Origin of the sequence: Rheinheimera aquimaris (assembly GCF_020531985.1) — a bacterium.
In the GTDB taxonomy this organism is placed as follows: domain Bacteria; phylum Pseudomonadota; class Gammaproteobacteria; order Enterobacterales; family Alteromonadaceae; genus Alishewanella; species Alishewanella aquimaris.
Genome location: NZ_JAJAVQ010000001.1, coordinates 649,736 through 668,345, shown reverse-complemented (window position 1 = coordinate 668,345; position 18,610 = coordinate 649,736). Strand labels below are relative to the sequence as shown.

Genomic DNA, 18,610 nt, shown 5'->3' with positions numbered 1-18,610 from the left:
CCTTACTCTGAGCCGGTTATAATTACCCTTCGGAAGGACTTCATGAAATCAGTTTATTTATCTTCAATGCTCTTGTTATCGGCGGCACTTGCCGGGTGTGGTGGCAGCAGCGGTGGTGATGAAACCACGGCAGACAGCTATCTGCAATTTTATAACGGCGCCTCTGTCGCAGGTAATACTCAATTAAAAGCCGGTGATACCAGCATTGGTTCTGCAGCCTACGGTGATGTTAGCTCTGTTGTGGCATTAAAAGCTGATGCTTATGAGCTGGAACTGATTGATGTAGCATCGTCAGCCAATTTGCTGAACGACGATATTACGTTAACGAAGGACAACAAGACCCTGTACATTTTGACCCAGCAGGACGGCCAGTATGATCAGCTGAGCCTGAGTTTTGTCCGTGAGCCTGAGCTTGACGATAAGTTTAATTTACATATGGTGAATTTATCTGAGCAATATCCACAGCTTGACGTGCATATTGCGCCAGAAGGCAAAGGCTTTACCGATGCAGAGTTGTTGGATAGCCTGAGCCTGCTTGAGGTAACCACAGAGGTAAAAACCCAGGAGCTGGGCAAGTATAACCTTTACCTGACTCAGGCTGGCCAAAACACGCCAGTGTTCACTGCTCAGGGCGTGAACTTTGCTTATGAAAATACCTATGTCATGATTATCCGTGACAAACATGGTGCACTGGAAAACCAGCTATCGCTTGATTTAGTGCTGAACTCATCCTCAGTTACCGCGTATAACAATGTTGATGCCAGTGCGCAGTTCCGTATGTACAACAGCCTGGCGCAGCCGGTAACGCTGGCGTTGGATAATACTGAGGTTGCTACGGTACCTGCAGGCAGCATGAGTAGCTATGTTGCAGGAGCTAAAGGCGACTTTAGTCTGTCGGTACGTGACGCAAGCGGTAATTTGCTACTGAACAGCGCGCTGCTGAGCCTGGCAGCTGGCGAGAGTAAGGCGGTATTGCTTTACAATAATGATGATGAACAGGCAGAAGCTTTGACAGTAGTCGAAAAAGACACACCGCAGCTGCAGGCGCATGATGTGGTCGTAGCAAATCTGGTACCGGACTTTGAAAAACTGCAGTTTTACTTTGTTCGCCAGAACGAAACCATCAGCAACGCACGCTATAACGTGAAAAACCTGGAGTTTAAAAAGCAGCAAGCTATCAACCTGCCAAAAGACTACTACGCCATTTCGCTGGTGCAGGTGGCCGATAATGGCAGTACCACTTTGCTGGATAAAACTGCCAGTATGATGCTGGAAAGTGGCAAGCACTACACTCTGCTGGCAGAAAAAGACGATGCAGCACCTTCTGGTTACAAGTTAAAGCTGGTGCACTAACAGCTTAGTTAACGCCGGGTGAAGGTTCTGGCGGCATAAAAAAGGCGATCGTAAGATCGCCTTTTTTGTTGTCTGTTTATCACTACCGCCAGTGAGCTGTGATAATGATCAGCATGTTTTATCAGAAGCTGTAGTTCGCACCCACAGCAAATAACTGACTCTTATTGCTGTAATCACCCTGATAACCGCTGTTATACAGTGGTACGTCCTGCACGTTATATTCACGCTCATTTACAGAGACATCGCCGGTAAACAGGTAGCCGTAAGCGAAATCCAGGCTCAGCTTGTCCGTTAACTGCCAGTTGGCGCCCACCGAAGCCCAAACCCGATCGTCGGTTGGAATACGCGCGGTTTTGTGTGATTGTCCGATAGGGTTCTCATCGTAAGCTACGCCGGCTTTTAACGTAACATCGCTTTGCAGCACGTAGGTTGCACCTACTGCGAACGACCAGCTGTTGTGCCAGTATTCCGGAATGTAACCAATCTGCCCCGGATTATTCAGATTCGATGGGATCTGGGTGCTAAGTGAAATACTAGGGTTAGCGTCGGCACTTAAAATATCAATACTTTCAAAAGCACTCCACTCAGTCCAGGCTGCACTAAATTGCACAGACAGAGCTTTGCTCAACTGTTGGTCAAGGCTGAATGCCGCGGTGGCAGGAGTAGTTAACGCCACTTTACTGGCTTCGGTCAGCTGGCTGTTTGCGGCCAGTTTGCCGGTAGATAAATCAATTGCTGGCAGGTTAGGCGCGACAACCAGATAATTAGGATTGCCTACCACATTGGCGCCGGTTATTGGCGTATTGGTAATGACGGAGTCACCGGACAGTCGGAAATGAATAGCAGAGTGGTACGTCAGAGCTAACCGCGTACCCTGAACCGGCTCTCCATGGATACCCAGCGTATAACCGAAGGCCACGTCATCGCCTTCAACTTCATAGTGGCTGTCGCAATAGGCGGCGTTATACACCGGCACGCCAAACATTGCATTGGTGGTTTGCTCACCGAGCTCACACAGGCCACTGTGGTCTTTATACTTAGACAGCGTGCCTTCTGCGCGGTTAACTGAAATACCCATACCGACAGACCATTGCTCGTTTAACTTATAGCCAACACTCGGCTGCAAGCTCAGCACTTCAATTTTCGTTTCATCAGCAAAGTAACGGCCGACAAAATCGTTGTCGTAGTCTGACGACAAACCAAACGGCACATAAAACCCAATACCCCAGCTTAATGAATCTGACACTTTATCGCTGTAAAACACAAAAGGTACCAACTCATTCAAACTATTTGAGCCTTCAGTACGACCAACAACTGACTGACCGTTAGCACTTTGTGCTTGTGCATTACGGTAACGGGTTTTGGCAGTAATAAGGTTCAGGCCACCACTTAACTGGGCGCCATCAAGTTGGGTTAATGCTGCAGGGTTTGAGTACACCAGGCTGGCATCAGTAATTTGCGCGCCACGGCCAGCGTAGGCATTACCCATACTGCTGACAGACTGTTCAAACAGTTTATAGCCTTCAGACTGCGCCGACAGGCTGAAAAGGGCGGAGAGAACGGCAACAGAAACGGCGGTTTTTCTAATCATATACATACCCGGTTGAATGTAAAAACCGGCAGTATAAAGAGGTCAGACCATAGAGTACAGGCATCAGCCCGCAAAAAGTTGTGGCTTGGTCGTTGAAGTTGGCGTTCTGTGCTGCAGCCGTGTGGCATTTATGACTAATAGTTAGTGTTTTTAACTAACACAAACGAACGTGATGAGTAGTTAATTGCGATGAGTATATTTTATCTTATTGAAAATATTAACGAATTTATTTTTTATGGCGCTGGCACAGCAGCTGCATTGTTGGTATTAACTTGTTCAGTATTTTGTTTTCCAAAGGATGAATCATGAAAACGTCAAACACTTTTAAACTTACTGCTGCCGCTGCTGTATTGGCCAGTGTACTACTGACTGGCTGTAACCAGGCGAACAGTACTACCGCGACTACTACAGCAGAGGCTGTAGTTGCTATTCCGGTAGAGTCTGCACTGACCCGTCAGGGCGAAATCAGCAGCAGCTATCGTACAACTGCTACCTTAGAAGCGCGCGGTGAAGCGGAAGTGATCAGCAAAGCCACCGGCATAGTACAGCAAATCCTGGTGGAAGAGGGTGATAAAGTGGTTGCCGGCCAATTACTGGCGCAGCTGGATAACGAGCGCCAGCAGTACAGCCTGAACAAAGAGAAAGCCGAATTAAACCGTCTGGGTAGCGAATTAAAGCGGATGGAAGAGATGTATCAGCGCAAGCTGATAAGTGCCGATGTATTTGAAAAACTGCAGTGGCAGTTTGATGCACTGCAAGCTTCTGTCAACCTGGCAGAGTTGGCGCTGAAAGAAACCGAAATTCGTGCTCCTATCGCGGGTGTGGTATCCCGGCGTTATGCCAAAGTTGGGCAACTGGTGAATCAACATGCGACTCAGTCGCTGTTTCATATCGTATCGAATCAGCAGTTGGAGGCCGTGGTGCATTTACCGGAGCAGCAATTAGCGCAGGCCCATGTTGGCCAGAATGCGGTGTTGCAGTTTGCCGGTATGCAGCCGGTAAAAGCCGAGCTGGTGCGTATTTCACCGGTAGTTGATGCGCAATCGGGTACTGTTCGTGCTGTGCTGAAAGTAGCCAATGAGCAGCAGATATTAAAACCAGGCATGTTTGCGCAGGTACAATTGCAGTTTGATGTAAAAGCCGATGCTTTACTGCTGCCTAAACGCGCACTGATGAGCACTGACAATACGCAGACCGTGTTTGTTATCGACAGTGAGAATAAAGTCAGTCGTAAACAGGTGCATCTGGGCTATCAGGCCGACAATACTGTTGAGGTGTTATCAGGTCTGGCGCTGGGCGATCAGGTGGTGATTGCCGGTCAGTCAGCATTAAAAGACGAAGCCCTGGTAAATGTGGTAACGGTACGCGAGTTTTAAGACAGCTCAAATGGAGTAAAAACCGGGTTATCTTAAGCCAACCGTTGGAGCCCTGGACGGGCGGAAACGAGCCCCCAGGGATGGGTTCACGGCGTGTTGGCGTAGGTAAGCCGGTTTTGCAGATTAACTAGAAGTACCGCCTTTCATTGAATAAATACAACAATAATTTAAGCTCACAGGACATGATGCTATGAAGCTGGTTGATACCGCGGTAAGCCGCCCCGTCACTATCTGGATGTTCACACTAGGTATTTTACTTTTCGGTCTGGTTGCTGCAGGCCGCCTGGCGGTGAATTTATTGCCTGATTTATCTTACCCGTCACTGACAGTGCGCACCGAATTTGTCGGCGCTGCGCCGGCTGAAGTCGAGCAGCTGGTCAGTAAACCTATTGAAGAAGCCGTCGGCATTGTTAAAGGGGTGCGCAAGGTGCAGTCGGTGTCACGCTCTGGCCGCTCTGATGTGGTGATGGAGTTTGACTGGGGTACTGATATGGACCTGGCGGCACTGGAAGTACGCGAAAAGCTGGATGTATTATTCCTGCCTTTGGAAATTGAAAAACCTTTGCTGCTGCGGTTTAACCCGAACTTAGACCCGATAGTGCGCCTTGCCCTGAGCCGGGATACCGAAGCGGAAGCGCTAAGCCCGGCGCAGCTGGTTAGTTTACGCACCTTTGCTGAAGAAGATTTGCGCCGTGCACTGGAGTCGTTGCCCGGTGTTGCCGCCGTAAGGCCTGACGGTGGTCTGAGCCAGGAAATTCAAATTCTGGTCGATCCGGAAAAGCTCAGTCAGCTGCAGCTGGATATCAGTCAAATCAGTGAGCGGTTACGTGAAGAAAACCTGAACCAGGCAGGTGGCAGGCTGGAAACGCCAAGCTACGACTATCTGGTGCGTACCATCAACCAGTTTGCAAACCTAAGCCAGATTGAAGATCTGTACGTAGCCGAAGTGGCAGGCAGCCAGATCCGCTTAAAAGATATTGCCCAAGTGCGGGACAGCTTTGTTGACCGTCAGAGTATTACTTATATTAATGGCAAAGAAGCCATTGAAGTGGCCGTATACAAAGAGGGTGATGCTAATACCGTACAAGTCGCAGAAACACTGCTGGCGCAGTTACCACAGTTAGAAAAATCTTTGCCAGCCGGTTACCGGCTAACCCTGGTGTATGACCAGTCTGAATTTATTAAACAGGCGATTGAAGAGGTTAAATCTTCAGCCATCGTCGGCGGCCTGCTGGCGATGCTGGTGCTGTATCTGTTTTTACGCAATGTTTGGGCAACACTGATTATTTCGGTTTCGATACCGGTATCGGTAATCGCTACCTTTAATCTGATGTACGGTCAGGGTATTACGCTGAACATGATGAGCCTGGGCGGTATAGCGCTCGCGGTTGGCTTACTGGTTGATAACGCTATTGTTGTGCTGGAGAACATTGCCCGGCATAAAGAACAGGGTAAAGATGCCTTTACCGCCGCCAGAACCGGTACCCGCGAAGTGGCGATGGCGATAACCGCATCTACGCTAACGACAGTTGCGGTGTTTTTCCCGCTGGTATTTGTTGAAGGTATCGCCGGGCAGTTATTCCGGGATCAGGCTCTGACGGTTACTTTTGCGCTGCTGGCATCGCTGGTGGTGGCGCTGACACTGATCCCTACCATGGCCGCGCGTGAGCGTAGCCGTAATAACAATGCTGTTGCAGCTGTTGCCGACGTAACAAGCGCTGAGCCGGTGCGGCGCTGGTACTACTGGCCAACCTGGCCGCTGCGGATGCTGGGCAAGGCTCTGCGTGGCCTGATGCTGTTGGTGATGACGTTGCTAACGCTGATATTTCGTCTGGTTGGCCGGGCGCTGGCATTCGCCTTTAAACCGCTGCTGGCGGTAGTGCAGTGGTTGCTGGTACAGCTGGAGAGGGTTTATCGCCGTGCGTTACAGGCTGCGCTTAATTTCAAAGCGTTAACTATAGCGATTACTTTAGCGGTAGCCGCAGGCTGTTTTGCGTTATTGCCGCGCTTAGGCGCCGATGTCATACCGGCGATGAGCCAGGGCGAATTTTTTGTTGAAGTACAGTTGCCGGTAGGCAGTGCTATTGAACAGACCGATAAAGTACTCACCAGCCTGGCAGCTATTGCCGCTGAGCAAGCCGTGGTTAAGCGTAGCTATGCGCAGGCCGGTACCGGTGCCCAGATGACGGTTGATCCCAGTATAGGCGGTAGCCACTGGGGACGGCTGAGCATAGTGTTAGAGCCGGGTACCAACGCTGAGCAGGAGCAGCAGGTTATCACGACATTGCGTGATTATCTGGCCCGGCAGCCTGATATTATGGTGAAAATTGACCGGCCGCAGCTGTTTAGCTTCAGTACGCCTCTGGAAGTGGAGCTGTCCGGTTATGAGCTACCACAACTAAAAACGGCGGCAGATAACCTGGTTGCAGCACTGGAAGCCGACGATCGTTTTACTGATGTTAAAACTAGTCTGCGCCGCGGCCAGCCGGAAATTACATTGTATTTTAATCATGGTTTGTTATCGCAACTGGGTATGACATCACATGATGTGGCCAAAAGGGTTGCCGCTTATGTCGGTGGCGAGCTGGCGGGGCAATATTCAGTGAATGACCGTAAAGTAGATATCCGTGTCAGGCTGGAAGAGCAGTACCGTCAGTCTGAGCAGCAACTGGCACAGCTGATCATTAATCCGGGCAGCGATAAGCCGTTACCCTTGTCTGCTGTGGCAGAGATAAAACGTGAAACCGGCCCGAGTGAAATTACCCGTATTGGTCAACAGCGCGTGGCCGTGGTCAGTGCTAACCTGGCTTACGGTGATTTAGAGCAGGCAACTCAAAGCGCCCAGGCGATATTATCAGCGCAGCGTTTACCTTATGGCGTCAGTGCGGCGGTGATGGGGCAAAGTGAGGAAATGGAGCGTGCTTACACCTCGCTGACGATGGCACTGTTACTGGCGGTTTTTCTGGTGTACTTAGTGATGGCGTCGCAATTTGAAAACCTGCTGCAGCCGCTTTTGATCCTGTTTACTGTGCCTCTGGCCGGTGCCGGTGCTGTGCTGGGGTTGTGGCTAACCCATACCCGCTTGTCTGTCATAGTATTTATTGGTCTTATCATGCTGGCCGGTATAGTGGTAAACAATGCGATAGTGCTTATCGACCGTATAAACCAGTTGCGTGGCGAAGGTGTTGCATTAACACAGGCCGTGTTGGATGCCGGTAGCAGCCGCTTGCGGCCGGTTCTGATGACGACACTGACCACCATTCTTGGCTTGTTACCTATGGCAATCGGAGGCGGTGATGGTAGCGAAATCCGTGCGCCAATGGCCATTACCGTGATCTTCGGTCTGGCGCTGGCTACTATGCTGACCTTGCTGTTTATTCCGGTGTTATATGCGCTGTTTAGCCGTGATAGCAAAGTACAGCCTGTCGCAGACAGCACACAGGAGGTAGGTGTATGAGTCAGCAACCTTTGGCACTTACCCGGTTTGCATTAACGCGGCCTGTGACTATTTGCATGATGTTTTTATCGATGCTGGTGTTTGGCATTATTGCCAGCCGTATGCTGCCACTGGAGAAATTCCCCGGCATTGATATACCGCAGATTTTCATTAATGTGCCCTATAATAACGCGACACCGACTGAAATTGAGCGCTTGATCACCCGTCCGGTAGAAGAGGCGCTGGCAACCGTCACCGGTGTGAAGGAAATGCGCTCCTGGTCAAATGAGAACAGTGCGGAAATCTCGCTGGAGTTTAACTGGGAAGAGAACATTAACAGCAAGAGTATCGAAGTGCGTGAGCGGCTGGACAGCATCCGCCATCTGTTACCTAAAGATGTGGAACGCGTGCTGGTGTTTCAGTTCAACACCAATGATATGCCGATCTTTCAGCTTAGGATCTCAAGCGAGCGCGATTTAGCGATGGCGTACGACTTGCTGGAGCGGCAGATTAAACGGCCGCTGGAACGAGTAGCAGGTGTATCAAAAGTTGAGCTGTATGGTGTTGAAAAGCGCCAGGTTGTGATCCGGTTGGACCCGGATAAAATGCGCGCGCTTAACATTGATGCCACCACTATAGTCAGTATGTTGCAAAGTAATAATTTTGCTATGACAGCGGGGGAGCTGCGTAATAGTCAGAACAGCATACTGGTAAAACCGGTTGGTGAGTATCGAGAGCTGGAAGAGATAGCATCGCTGCCTATCCGGCCTGGATTAAGCTTGCGTGAAGTTGCAACCGTGCAGCTTGAACTGCCCAAACGTGAAGATGGCCGTCATCTGGATCAAAGCTACGCAGTGGGCATGAACGTATTTAAAGAATCAGGCGCGAACCTGGTTGAAGTTGCCCGTGCTGCACTGGCGGTAGTTGAGGCTGCCGACAATGATCCGGCGTTTAACGGGATCAGCCTGTACATCATGGACGACACTGCCAAAGGCGTTACCACCTCACTGGCCGACTTGTTAAGTGCCGGTGGTATAGGCGCGTTATTGTCTTTTGCCGTGTTGTATCTGTTCTTACGCCATTTTGGCACCACTATGGTAGTGGTGCTGGCTGTGCCTGTGTCTATCTGCATAGCTCTGGGGCTTATGTATTTTATGAATTACAGCCTGAATATCCTCAGCATGATGGGGCTGATGCTGGCCATCGGTATGCTGGTGGATAACGCTGTGGTGGTGACGGAAAGTATTTTCCGTGAGCGTGCGCTGGGTGGTGATGTAAAGGCCGCTACAGCCCGTGGTGTACGCCGCGTCAGTCTGGCGGTTGTTGCAGGTACTGCGACTACAGCGATCGTGTTTTTACCTAATATAGTTGGTCAGAAGATGGAGTTGACTATTTTTCTTGAGCACGTCGCGATCGCAATTTGTCTGTGCCTGGCGGTCAGTCTGTTAATGGCGCTGACGCTTATCCCTTTGTTAACTACCGGTTTGAAGGTGCAGCCGGTCAAAGAGCAGAAATCAGGCGTGTTTGAAGCTAATTATCGCCGTGTTTTAGGTTGGGTGATGTATCACCCGCGTTGGTCAGCTTTTGTTGCAGTACTGCTGCTTGGCAGTATTGTCATTCCGATGGGCGCTGTGTCGGGCGGTGACGAAGACAATGAAGACCGGGACCGGATTTTTCTTAATTACAATGTGCAGGGTAACTATGCTATTGCCGAAGTTGAAGAAGAAGTCAGTGCAATGGAGCACTATCTGTACGCGAACAAAGATAAGTTCGACATAGAGTCGGTATACAGTTATTACCGCTCCGGTCATGCTATTTCTATCATTATTTTAAAAGAGCAGCTTAGCCAGCCGATGCTGCAGCTGAAAGAAGCTATCCGTAAGGACTGGCCGGCGCTGGTGCGTTCAAAACCGTCTTTTGGCTGGGGAAACAACGGCGGTTTACAGGTGCATTTACTCGGCAGCTCTACCGAGGTGTTGCTGGATTTGGCCACGGAAATTGAACCTATGCTGTCAGCCATTAAAGGGCTAGAGGATGTCAGCTCAGAAATTGCTCATGGTCAGCAGGAGATCCAAATCACATTAAAACTGGATCAACTGCAGCGGCAGGGGTTATCTGCACAGCAGGTTGCCGGCGCTGTATCACTGGCATTGCGTGGCACCAACTTACGCACTTTCAGAACCTTAGAGCAGGGCGAGCTGTTAATGCGGGTACTGTACGATGAAAAAGTCAGTCATTCGCTGGCAGAGTTGTCAGCCCTGCCGATCCTGAATAAAGATGGCGTAGTGATCAGCCTGCAGCAGCTGGCCGACATAAAAACAGCGCCAAGGCTGGATCAGATCCGCCGTTTTGACCGTCAGACTGGTATCGCGATACGCATGAATCTGGCAAAAGATTACACCATGGACAGTGCGCGGGAAGACATTAAAAAAGTGATGGACCAGTTGGCGTTACCGTCTGGTTATCGCTGGTCATTTCAGGGTAGTTTTCAGCGTCAGGACGAGTCTCAGCAGGTGATGATGGTAAATATGCTGCTTGCTGTGGCCATGATTTATATCGTGATGGCGGCGTTGTTTGAATCATTATTGCTGCCGACAGCAGTTATAGGTTCACTGTTGTTCTCGCTGGTCGGGGTGTTCTGGACCTTTATGTTCACCGGCACCAGCATGGGCATTATGGGCATGATAGGCATGCTGGTGTTGATGGGCATAGTGGTAAACAACGGCATAGTGCTGGTTGACCGGATCAATCAGGACCGGCAGGAGCAACCTGATGCGTCACTGCGTGAATTGATTATCCATGCCAGTGAGTCGCGGCTGCGGCCCATACTGATGACGGTTGCGACAACCGTGCTGGGGCTGCTGCCTTTGGCATTAGGCGGTACGCAAATTGGCGGTGACGGCCCAAGCTATGCACCTATGGCCATTGCTATTATCGGTGGCCTGTTGTTTTCTACCCTGACTAGTCTGGTACTGGTGCCGCTGACTTACTGGGGTCTGGTTAACCTGATTAGTGGCTGGACCAACTGGCGCCAGCAGTCGGTGCGCTATGCTGACAAAGTGCTAAAAACACGGGGTGACTCAGTATGAACTGCCGCCTGCTGGGATTATTACTGGCATTGCTAAGCAGTTGTTCTGCCTGGGCAGTATTACTTGAGCCGGAAAAAGTATCCACTGCGCAGGCTAATGTAAGTGTACTGCCTCAGCACTTCACGATAGCCGGGCTTAACCGGGACCGCCAAATATGGCTGTACCTGCCACCACATTATCAGCACAGTACCAAGCATTATCCTGTGCTGTATATGCATGATGGCCAGAACATCTTTGATGATGCTACTGCCTATGCCGGCGAGTGGGGGGTAGATGAAACCCTTAATTTGCTATCAGAGCAAGGTTGGCTGGACCTGATAGTGGTAGCAATAGATAACGATGGCCGCCACCGGATGACGGAATACAGCGGCTGGGATCATCCCCGCTTTGGCCGTGCAGAGGGACACGAGTACACCGGTTTTATCCGTAGCGTGGTAAAGCCTTATATTGACTCACACTACCGTACCCTGCCAGGGCCAGCCTTCACTGGCATTATGGGTAGCAGTATGGGCGGTTTAATCAGCCACTATGCGGTGTTTAATCAGCCCGGTACTTTTGGCCGGGCGGGTATCCTCTCGCCGTCATACTGGTATGCCGAACAAGTGTTTGAGCAAACTAACAGCAGCACTCTGCCTGCAGACAGCCGAATTATGTTGCTGATGGGGCGGCAGGAAGGCAGTGAGATGGTTGGCAATATGCTGAAAATGGCTCATCTGCTGCAACAGCAAGGCCTGGAGCCACAACAGCTTGCAATTAAGGTTGTTGCGGGTGAGCATAACGAAGCGTTCTGGCGGCGCGAGTTTGCTGACGCTGTACTGTATCTGTTTAATCCTGCAGCATTCTATTTAAGGCGTCCTTGAGCTGCGCAAGGTTTTACGCTAGACTGCCCGCCGTCCTTAAGGGAGTAATCTGCGGCTGTTTGATGCAGCCGCGCTACGGTCAACATACTTGTGCCGCATTGCACATGGCCGTATCGTTCAGCGCCCGCTGAATTGATGAGACTTAAGACATAATACCGGTCCATAGCGGGAGCTGGTTTATGTCTTATGTTTATTCCCGCTAAGGTTGTATTATGGACGCGTTTATCTCTTCTTTTACTGCTGTTGCGGTTGCCGAAATTGGCGACAAAACCCAGTTGTTGTCGTTGTTTCTGGCCGCCCGTTTTCGTGCCAGAGGCGCTATCGTTGCTGGCATTTTGGTTGCTACCTTGCTCAATCATGCGGCATCAGCCTGGCTAGGTGTCTGGGTTGCGCAGTTTATTCCCCACGGTTGGCACAACATGTTGCTTGGTGGCAGTTTTATCGCGGTAGCGCTTTGGTTACTGATCCCGGACAAAGATGACAGTGAAGACAATGGTATGCTGCGTTATGGTGCTTTTGCTGCCAGCTGCATGTTGTTTTTTCTGGCTGAGATTGGTGACAAGACTCAGATCGCTACCGTTATTCTTGCCGCCAGTTTTGAACAGGCTGTGTGGTGGGTCATCGTTGGCACGACACTGGGCATGTTGGCCGCGAATGTCCCTGTGGTTTATGCGGGTAGCTGGCTGATGCAAAAAATCTCACTTAAGTGGGCCAGATGGTCAGCTTGTACGCTGTTTATTGTGTTAGGAATTTACATAATCTGCTCTGACCAGCTTGCTGCACTGAGCTAAATTGCAAGACTAGTATCCGAAGCCATTGATTGTTATTTACTTTGCAGTTATGTTGCTTTATGAAACTGTTGTGTCAGCGTAACATTGAATCGGCAGCAGTTTTAATAAAACAATAATAGTAGTAAAGGAGAATGCGTCATGAATGACATTAATGCGGCACCGGTAGTAAACAGCTCTACCGCGAAGTTGGTGTATATTCTGTACTTGGTTGGTTTGGTGTTTGGTATCACCGGTATTATTGGTGTTATTGTCGCTTATGTGAATAAAGACGATGGCCCGGAGTGGCTGCAAAGCCATTATCGCTTTCAGATCCGCACGTTCTGGATGGGGCTGCTGTTCATGATCGTTGGCGGTATTTTACTGGTCGTCATGATTGGCTGGCTGGTCTATCTGTTCTGGATCGTCTGGTTGATTATCCGCTGCGTAAAAGGCCTGAAGCAGCTTGAACTGCAACAGCCCGTGCAGGACGAAAAAACCTGGATGTTCTAAACTGTTTTTTATAAAAAAGCGAAGCTCAGGCTTCGCTTTTTTGTTTATGGCAGCTTTCTTAGGTATTTCCGTCACAGTGCTATTGAACTGCCGGCGTGCTTTTTCTACCCTGTATCCGTTCAGCAACATGTTGCACAACTAAAACAGGATCCTACTATGCGTTATAACGCCCTTTATCTGGCACTGGCTTTTGCCGGTGTGCTAAGCGCCTGCTCTCCGGCAGACAACACGTCTTCTACAACATCAGCAAATTCTGACGCTAAAGCAGCTGAAACAATGGCAACGGTAAGCTTGTTGCCAGCATTTGAAAAGCGGCTGGATATTTACCGCAGTGTTGATTTAACGGCGGATTTATCCGTGCTTAACGATAATCAGCGTACTATGCTGAGTAAACTGATCGATGCCAGTAAGATTATGGACGATCTGTTCTGGCAGCAGGCTTTTGGAGAAGAGAAAGCGGCATTTCTGGCGAAACTGCCAGAAGGTAAAGTACGCACTTTTGCTGATATCAACTATGGGCCGTGGGACAGATTAAAAGGCGATGAGCCGTTTCTTAGCGGCTATGCTGAAAAACCTGCCGGGGCACAGTTTTATCCTGCTGATATGACCAAACAGGAGTTTGAAACAGCAGAGCTTAGCGACAAAACCGGGCTGTATTCGGTAATACGCCGCGACAGCGAAGGTAAGCTGCATACCATACCTTATTCCGTGCAATACAAAACAGAGCTGGAAGCCGCTGCGAAACTGCTGACAGAAGCCTCAGTACTGGCCGAAGACAAAGAGTTTGCCGAATATCTTAAACTGCGGGCGCAGGCGTTACTGACAGACAACTATCAGCCATCAGATTTTGCCTGGATGGCGATGAAAAATAACCCGATTGAATTGGTGATTGGCCCGATAGAAACCTACGAAGATCAGCTGTTTGGTTACCGTGCCGCGTTTGAAGCCTATGTACTGGTAAAAGATTTAAGCTGGAGCGAAAAACTGGCGAAGTATGCAGCCACTTTACCGGCGCTGCAAAAGGGGTTACCGGTAGCCGACGCGTATAAAGCTGAAACACCGGGGTCAGACGCCGACTTAAATGCTTATGATGTCATTTACTACGCGGGCCACTCGAATGCCGGCTCTAAAACCATTGCGATAAACCTGCCAAATGATGAGCAGGTACAGTTGGAAAAAGGCACCCGCCGTTTACAGCTTAAAAACGCTATGCAGGCCAAATTTGACCATATTATGCTGCCTATTGCAGATTTACTGATCGCACCTGAGCAGCGCAAGCATGTCACCTTTAATGCATTTTTTAACAACACTATGTTCCATGAAGTAGCACATGGGCTGGGCATCAAAAATACCATTAATGATAAAGGCTCTGTACGTCAGGCGTTAAAAGAACATGCTTCAGCGTTGGAAGAAGGCAAAGCCGATATTCTAGGCCTGTATATGATTACCCAGCTAAAACAGCAGGGTATGCTGGATGAGGGTGAGCTGGAAGATTATTACACCACCTTTATGGCAGGTATTTTCCGTTCGGTGCGTTTTGGTGCCTCCAGCGCGCATGGTAAAGCCAATATGATTCGCTTTAATTATTTTGCCGAACAGGGCGCTTTTGTCCGTAACGACGATGGCACCTATCAGGTGGATTATCCGAAAATGCAGGCGGCTATGGCGTCGTTATCTGAGCTGATCCTAACACTGCAAGGCGATGGTAATTACGACGGCGTTGCCGCACTGGTAGCGGATAAAGGTGTGATTAAACCGCAACTCTCTGCAGATCTGGCTCGTTTGGCGGCTGCCGATATACCGGTTGATGTGGTGTTTAACCAGGGTAAAGAGGTGCTCGGTTTAAAATAAGCACAGTGTACGGGCAGCATGCGTGCTGCCCGTTACGCATTTATCTGTCGGGAGATAAGTATTCCCTGTCATAGAAAGTGCGCAACCAGTGCGGGCGGTAAATAGCCATCAAGGTGATAGCACTGCCGTTAAGCAGCGCCTCGGGAAACCAGATCAGCAGTGCCAGCTGCCAGTAGTTATCAATAATAATTTGCCAGCTGTAGCGACCCTCCAGACCAAACCAGAGCGATGTCAGGCTGATTTGCAATACGATAGTAAGCGCCGCAGTAATAAAGCCCGCGACAAAAATATAGATGAATAAATGCCGGCTCAGGTAGCGGTAACTGGCCAGAAACAGCGTATAGCTAAACAGGCCCGGCAAGATAAAACTGCACAGTGCATATAAACCACTGTCCTGCCATGCCAGCTTGCCAAAACCAATCAGCAGCAACATAGGCAGCAAACAGAGCCAGATAGCAATACGCCAGCCGTGGCACAACACTACCGTAGTAACCAGCAGAAAATGCAGGTTAAGGCCTTCTTTTATACCTGCCTGCACACTCCAGAATAAACTGAGCGCGACAGCGGATGCCAGCACCAGATGCTGATAGCCCGGCTCGGCCAGCAATTTAGGAATAAACTCACGCGGAAAGTAATACCACAGCAGCGCCAGCGTGATAAGCGCTCCGCAGATTTGCCAGCTTGTCATGATGGTGTTCATCTTATGCCGTCAGTTTGGCGCCAGTATAACGGTGTATTGCTGTTCAGTCACCGCTGTGGCGGGGATCTGAGCCTTCCAGTATTTGCCCGGCACCTATTGCCGTGCAAATCAGTAGCACCGGTACGGCAAATAAATGCATCATTAATGACAATTCTGCCGCAAAGTTTATCCAGAAAATCACCAGCCAACTGCTCAGCCAGACAGCGATTGCCGGCCATTTTTTGTTTAACTTACTCATACTGCCTCCTGCGTTATGTTGATGCTACGGTTGCAGTGTAAAACTTGCTAAACCCTGATAGCAGTGTCACTATTGATAAAAATAAGGTGGATAGTGACAAAGCTGTTGTAGTCAGCGTAAACAGGAAAAACCATGAAACAAATAGCCGTCCTGGCGACAAACAGCAGTATCAGCAGTGATCTGTTCGGCTTGCTGGATTTTTTTGAGTATTGCAACGTGCTGTGGCGTTATCAGCAAGGTGAGCAGGCCGCGCCGTTATTTCACTGTTATCTGGTATCGCCTGACGGTAAACCGCTGATATTGAAGCAGGGCGTTACGCTTGATGTGCAACCACATAACTGGCAAAGCGCTGACGTGCTTATTCTGCCTGCGGCCTATGCCTATAGCCGGGCGCAGCTGAGCACTTTGGCTCAGCAATCTTCGGTTTACTTTGCTGGTTTAGCGCAGGCTCAGGCGCAGGGTAGCCTGATAGCTGCACATTGCACCGGTACCTTCATCCTGGCGGGCAGCGGCTTGCTTGAGCATAAAAGCGCGACATCGAGCTGGTTTTTCAAAGACGTATTTCAAAGCCTATACCCCAATGTGCATTTACAGTTGAATAAACTGCTGGTGCAGGATGGCAATCTGCTAACGGCCGGTGCGACGACTGCTTTTATGAATTTATGCCTGGCTTTAACAGAGCGTTTGGTTGGCGAACAGTTTGCCCGGCAGATTGGCAAAATCATGCTGACAGATCCTAACCGCAGCTCGCAAATACCTTATATGGATTTATCCGTCGGGCAGCCGCATACCGACTTACTGATTGCTCAGGTGCAAAAACACCTGCTCAAATCGCTGGCAGAGCCTTTTGCGCTGGAAGCTCTGGCGGCACAATTTCATTTAACCAAGCGCACATTGCTGCGCCGCTTTAAAGCCGCCCTGAACGATACACCGCTAAATTATCTGCAGCGGCTTAGGGTAGAGCAGGCCAAGCGCCTGCTGGAAACCACCAATCTGCCGGTAGAACAGATAGTGCTGCAGGTAGGCTATGAAGATATGAGCTCATTTCGCAAATTGTTTCTGAACTACACCGAGTTAAGCCCAAGCCAGTACCGGCAGAAGTTTATGCTACAGGACAACCCTGACTGTTGCCCGGCAACAAGCTTAGATAAGGCTGGATAAATAATTTTAAAAATAGCTTGCGCTTATTGATTACGCTTGTAATATTAAATGTATTACAGATGTAATCAATGGTGTAACTATGATTGAAATCAGCAATGCCGAATTAAAAGTGATGCAAATCCTCTGGCAACGTCAGCCGTTGTCGGCGAACGATGTTGTTGCAGCGCTGGCCGATGATAAAGACTGGCATGAAAAGACCGTCAAAACGTTGTTAAACCGTCTGGTTGGCAAAGGTGCGCTGGGCTTTGATAAAGATGGCCGCGCTTACCTGTATTATCCACTTATCGCCGAGCAGGACTATCAGCTGCAGCAAAGCCGGTCTTTTGTTGAGCGCTTATTTGCTGGTAGGGTTGCGCCTTTAGTGGCGGGATTTGCCAGCCAGAATAAACTCAATGCTGATGATGTAGAGCAGCTAAAACAGTTGATCGCGGAATGGGAGCAAAAGCATGACTGAGCTTCTGTTGCAGCTTTTGGTGCCGTTTTCAGCATTGCTGTTAGTGCTGGTATCAATACAGAAATTGCTGTTAAAGCGTTTAGGCGCCCGCACGGTTTATGCGCTTTGGTCTGCTGTTCCGCTATTTTTCTCTGCGCCGCTGCTTATTCCGTTACTGCCGGTAACGTTTCACGCAGAGCCAATAAAACGTTATCAGGTTGGTGTACAGCAACTTTCTGCCAGCGTCAGTGATGTGAGTACCATATTTAGCGTGTGGCTTGTGGGCAGTGCTTTATGTGCTGCATATCTGGTATTAAGTTATTTAAGCTGCAGGGCGCAATATCGCCGCGCTACGCCGCTAAACACAGTAAACATTGGGCCTGCATACCGCCAGGCTGAAGACAGCAGCGGCCCCTGCGTAAGCGGCTTGCTGGCACCGCGCATTTTATTACCAAATGATTTTTTTACCCGCTTTGACCCAACACAGCAACGGCTAATCCTACAGCATGAATTGACGCACTGGCGCCGCGGCGATTTACACCTGAACTATCTGGCATTGCTATTACTGTGTTTGTACTGGTTTAACCCTCTTTGCTGGCTGGCATATCGCAAATATCGTCAGGCGCAGGAATTGTCTTGTGACGCAGTTGTGACTGAACACGCGGGCAAGGCAGAAAGAATTGCTTATGGTCATGCTTTACTAAGCAGTACGCAGCAGCCTGCCAGTATATGGTGGCCGCTTTCTCATTACTACGGAGATTTTAATTCTATGAAACAACGCATTATGCAATTACAGCAACAAAAAGGACTGAGTAAAACCCTGGTTATGACTGCCATGGCGTTGGTACTAGGCTCAACGTTGTTACTGCAACAACCTGCCTTAGCTGGTGCGAAAGATACGACACAGTTGTCCCCAGTTATGCGCATAGAGCCGCGCTACCCGGTGAAGGCAGCGAAAGAGGGCATAGCCGGCTTTGTACAGCTGAAGTTTGATGTCAGTGCTGAGGGTAAAGTCAGTAATGTCAGTGTGATAAAGTCGAGCCCGTCTGATATTTTTGATAAAGAAGCCATTAGGGCACTGAAAGAGTGGCAATACAATGCAACCGGACAGGAGCATAAAGCGCTGCTGGTGCAATTAGATTTCGAACTGGATGTTGTGCCGCCTGAGATGGAAAGGATCAGTGTGAAAGCTGCCACGGCTGATCATGGCTAAATAAACGGCATAATGCATAAAAGCAGCAT

The 18,610-nt window shown here is 49.6% G+C and carries 14 protein-coding genes; 11 read left to right on the top strand and 3 right to left on the bottom strand.

The features are described from left to right. Window positions 1–42: 42 nt before the first annotated feature. Window positions 43–1,353 (top strand): hypothetical protein, encoded by a 1,311-nt coding sequence (locus tag LHL18_RS02975; protein ID WP_226765698.1) that lies wholly within the window; start codon window positions 43–45, stop codon window positions 1,351–1,353. Window positions 1,354–1,474: 121 nt separating this feature from the next. Here LHL18_RS02975 and LHL18_RS02970 read toward each other — a convergent pair whose 3' ends face one another. After that, window positions 1,475–2,944: an OmpP1/FadL family transporter gene (locus tag LHL18_RS02970; RefSeq protein ID WP_226765697.1), complete on the bottom strand. Its 1,470-nt coding sequence runs from the start codon at window positions 2,942–2,944 to the stop codon at window positions 1,475–1,477. 305 nt (window positions 2,945–3,249) lie between these two features. On the opposite strand from LHL18_RS02970, the gene LHL18_RS02965 reads away from it, so the two are divergent. The 7 genes from LHL18_RS02965 (at window position 3,250) to LHL18_RS02935 (ending at window position 14,836) form a co-directional block, all read left to right on the top strand. After that, window positions 3,250–4,320, top strand: coding sequence for an efflux RND transporter periplasmic adaptor subunit (locus LHL18_RS02965; RefSeq protein ID WP_134054137.1), 1,071 nt, complete (start codon window positions 3,250–3,252; stop codon window positions 4,318–4,320). 190 nt (window positions 4,321–4,510) lie between these two features. Further along, the gene (locus LHL18_RS02960; protein ID WP_226765696.1) at window positions 4,511–7,777 is read left to right on the top strand and encodes an efflux RND transporter permease subunit; all 3,267 of its coding nucleotides are present in this window, start codon (window positions 4,511–4,513) and stop codon (window positions 7,775–7,777) included. Further along, a complete protein-coding gene (locus LHL18_RS02955) occupies window positions 7,774–10,845 on the top strand; it encodes an efflux RND transporter permease subunit (RefSeq protein ID WP_226765695.1) in 3,072 nt (1,023 codons plus the stop codon). Before LHL18_RS02960 ends, LHL18_RS02955 begins: the two co-directional genes overlap by 4 nt. Continuing rightward, window positions 10,842–11,705, top strand: a complete 864-nt coding sequence (locus LHL18_RS02950) for an alpha/beta hydrolase (protein WP_226765694.1) — start codon at window positions 10,842–10,844, stop codon at window positions 11,703–11,705. The genes LHL18_RS02955 and LHL18_RS02950 overlap by 4 nt, the downstream gene beginning before the upstream one ends. Before the next feature lie 212 nt (window positions 11,706–11,917). Then, complete coding sequence (locus tag LHL18_RS02945) at window positions 11,918–12,496, top strand: TMEM165/GDT1 family protein (protein ID WP_226765693.1); 579 nt, start codon at window positions 11,918–11,920, stop codon at window positions 12,494–12,496. Window positions 12,497–12,634: 138 nt separating this feature from the next. Next, window positions 12,635–12,985: a DUF4870 family protein gene (locus LHL18_RS02940; protein ID WP_226765692.1), complete on the top strand. Its 351-nt coding sequence runs from the start codon at window positions 12,635–12,637 to the stop codon at window positions 12,983–12,985. A gap of 156 nt (window positions 12,986–13,141) precedes the next feature. After that, on the top strand, window positions 13,142–14,836 hold the full coding sequence (locus tag LHL18_RS02935; RefSeq protein ID WP_226765691.1) for a dipeptidyl-peptidase 3 family protein: 1,695 nt from the start codon (window positions 13,142–13,144) through the stop codon (window positions 14,834–14,836). Window positions 14,837–14,876: 40 nt separating this feature from the next. Here the strand turns inward: LHL18_RS02935 and LHL18_RS02930 are convergent, their stop codons facing one another. Beyond that, window positions 14,877–15,524: an energy-coupling factor ABC transporter permease gene (locus tag LHL18_RS02930; RefSeq protein ID WP_134054149.1), complete on the bottom strand. Its 648-nt coding sequence runs from the start codon at window positions 15,522–15,524 to the stop codon at window positions 14,877–14,879. A 55-nt stretch (window positions 15,525–15,579) separates the two neighbouring features. Then, on the bottom strand, window positions 15,580–15,774 hold the full coding sequence (locus tag LHL18_RS02925; RefSeq protein ID WP_134054151.1) for a hypothetical protein: 195 nt from the start codon (window positions 15,772–15,774) through the stop codon (window positions 15,580–15,582). Between the two features lie 132 nt (window positions 15,775–15,906). On the opposite strand from LHL18_RS02925, the gene LHL18_RS02920 reads away from it, so the two are divergent. The 3 genes from LHL18_RS02920 to LHL18_RS02910 all read left to right on the top strand — a co-directional run bounded on the left by LHL18_RS02920 (window position 15,907) and on the right by LHL18_RS02910 (window position 18,581). Continuing rightward, on the top strand, window positions 15,907–16,935 hold the full coding sequence (locus tag LHL18_RS02920; RefSeq protein ID WP_226765690.1) for a GlxA family transcriptional regulator: 1,029 nt from the start codon (window positions 15,907–15,909) through the stop codon (window positions 16,933–16,935). Between the two features lie 79 nt (window positions 16,936–17,014). After that, window positions 17,015–17,389 carry a BlaI/MecI/CopY family transcriptional regulator gene (locus LHL18_RS02915; RefSeq protein WP_134054155.1) on the top strand — a complete coding sequence of 125 codons (375 nt, stop codon included), beginning with the start codon at window positions 17,015–17,017 and terminating at the stop codon, window positions 17,387–17,389. Then, window positions 17,382–18,581: a M56 family metallopeptidase gene (locus tag LHL18_RS02910; protein ID WP_134054157.1), complete on the top strand. Its 1,200-nt coding sequence runs from the start codon at window positions 17,382–17,384 to the stop codon at window positions 18,579–18,581. Before LHL18_RS02915 ends, LHL18_RS02910 begins: the two co-directional genes overlap by 8 nt. Window positions 18,582–18,610: the final 29 nt, after the last annotated feature.

What these genes read in the sequence shown, in the direction of transcription:
- LHL18_RS02935 (WP_226765691.1), top strand. Translation starts at nt 13,142, where the DNA reads ATGCGTTATAACGCCCTTTATCTGGCACTGGCTTTTGCCGGTGTGCTA.
- LHL18_RS02945 (WP_226765693.1), top strand. Translation starts at nt 11,918, where the DNA reads ATGGACGCGTTTATCTCTTCTTTTACTGCTGTTGCGGTTGCCGAAATT.
- LHL18_RS02925 (WP_134054151.1), bottom strand. Translation starts at nt 15,774, where the DNA reads ATGAGTAAGTTAAACAAAAAATGGCCGGCAATCGCTGTCTGGCTGAGC.
- LHL18_RS02970 (WP_226765697.1), bottom strand. Translation starts at nt 2,944, where the DNA reads ATGATTAGAAAAACCGCCGTTTCTGTTGCCGTTCTCTCCGCCCTTTTC.
- LHL18_RS02915 (WP_134054155.1), top strand. Translation starts at nt 17,015, where the DNA reads ATGATTGAAATCAGCAATGCCGAATTAAAAGTGATGCAAATCCTCTGG.
- LHL18_RS02930 (WP_134054149.1), bottom strand. Translation starts at nt 15,524, where the DNA reads ATGACAAGCTGGCAAATCTGCGGAGCGCTTATCACGCTGGCGCTGCTG.
- LHL18_RS02920 (WP_226765690.1), top strand. Translation starts at nt 15,907, where the DNA reads ATGAAACAAATAGCCGTCCTGGCGACAAACAGCAGTATCAGCAGTGAT.
- LHL18_RS02910 (WP_134054157.1), top strand. Translation starts at nt 17,382, where the DNA reads ATGACTGAGCTTCTGTTGCAGCTTTTGGTGCCGTTTTCAGCATTGCTG.
- LHL18_RS02940 (WP_226765692.1), top strand. Translation starts at nt 12,635, where the DNA reads ATGAATGACATTAATGCGGCACCGGTAGTAAACAGCTCTACCGCGAAG.
- LHL18_RS02960 (WP_226765696.1), top strand. Translation starts at nt 4,511, where the DNA reads ATGAAGCTGGTTGATACCGCGGTAAGCCGCCCCGTCACTATCTGGATG.
- LHL18_RS02950 (WP_226765694.1), top strand. Translation starts at nt 10,842, where the DNA reads ATGAACTGCCGCCTGCTGGGATTATTACTGGCATTGCTAAGCAGTTGT.
- LHL18_RS02975 (WP_226765698.1), top strand. Translation starts at nt 43, where the DNA reads ATGAAATCAGTTTATTTATCTTCAATGCTCTTGTTATCGGCGGCACTT.
- LHL18_RS02965 (WP_134054137.1), top strand. Translation starts at nt 3,250, where the DNA reads ATGAAAACGTCAAACACTTTTAAACTTACTGCTGCCGCTGCTGTATTG.
- LHL18_RS02955 (WP_226765695.1), top strand. Translation starts at nt 7,774, where the DNA reads ATGAGTCAGCAACCTTTGGCACTTACCCGGTTTGCATTAACGCGGCCT.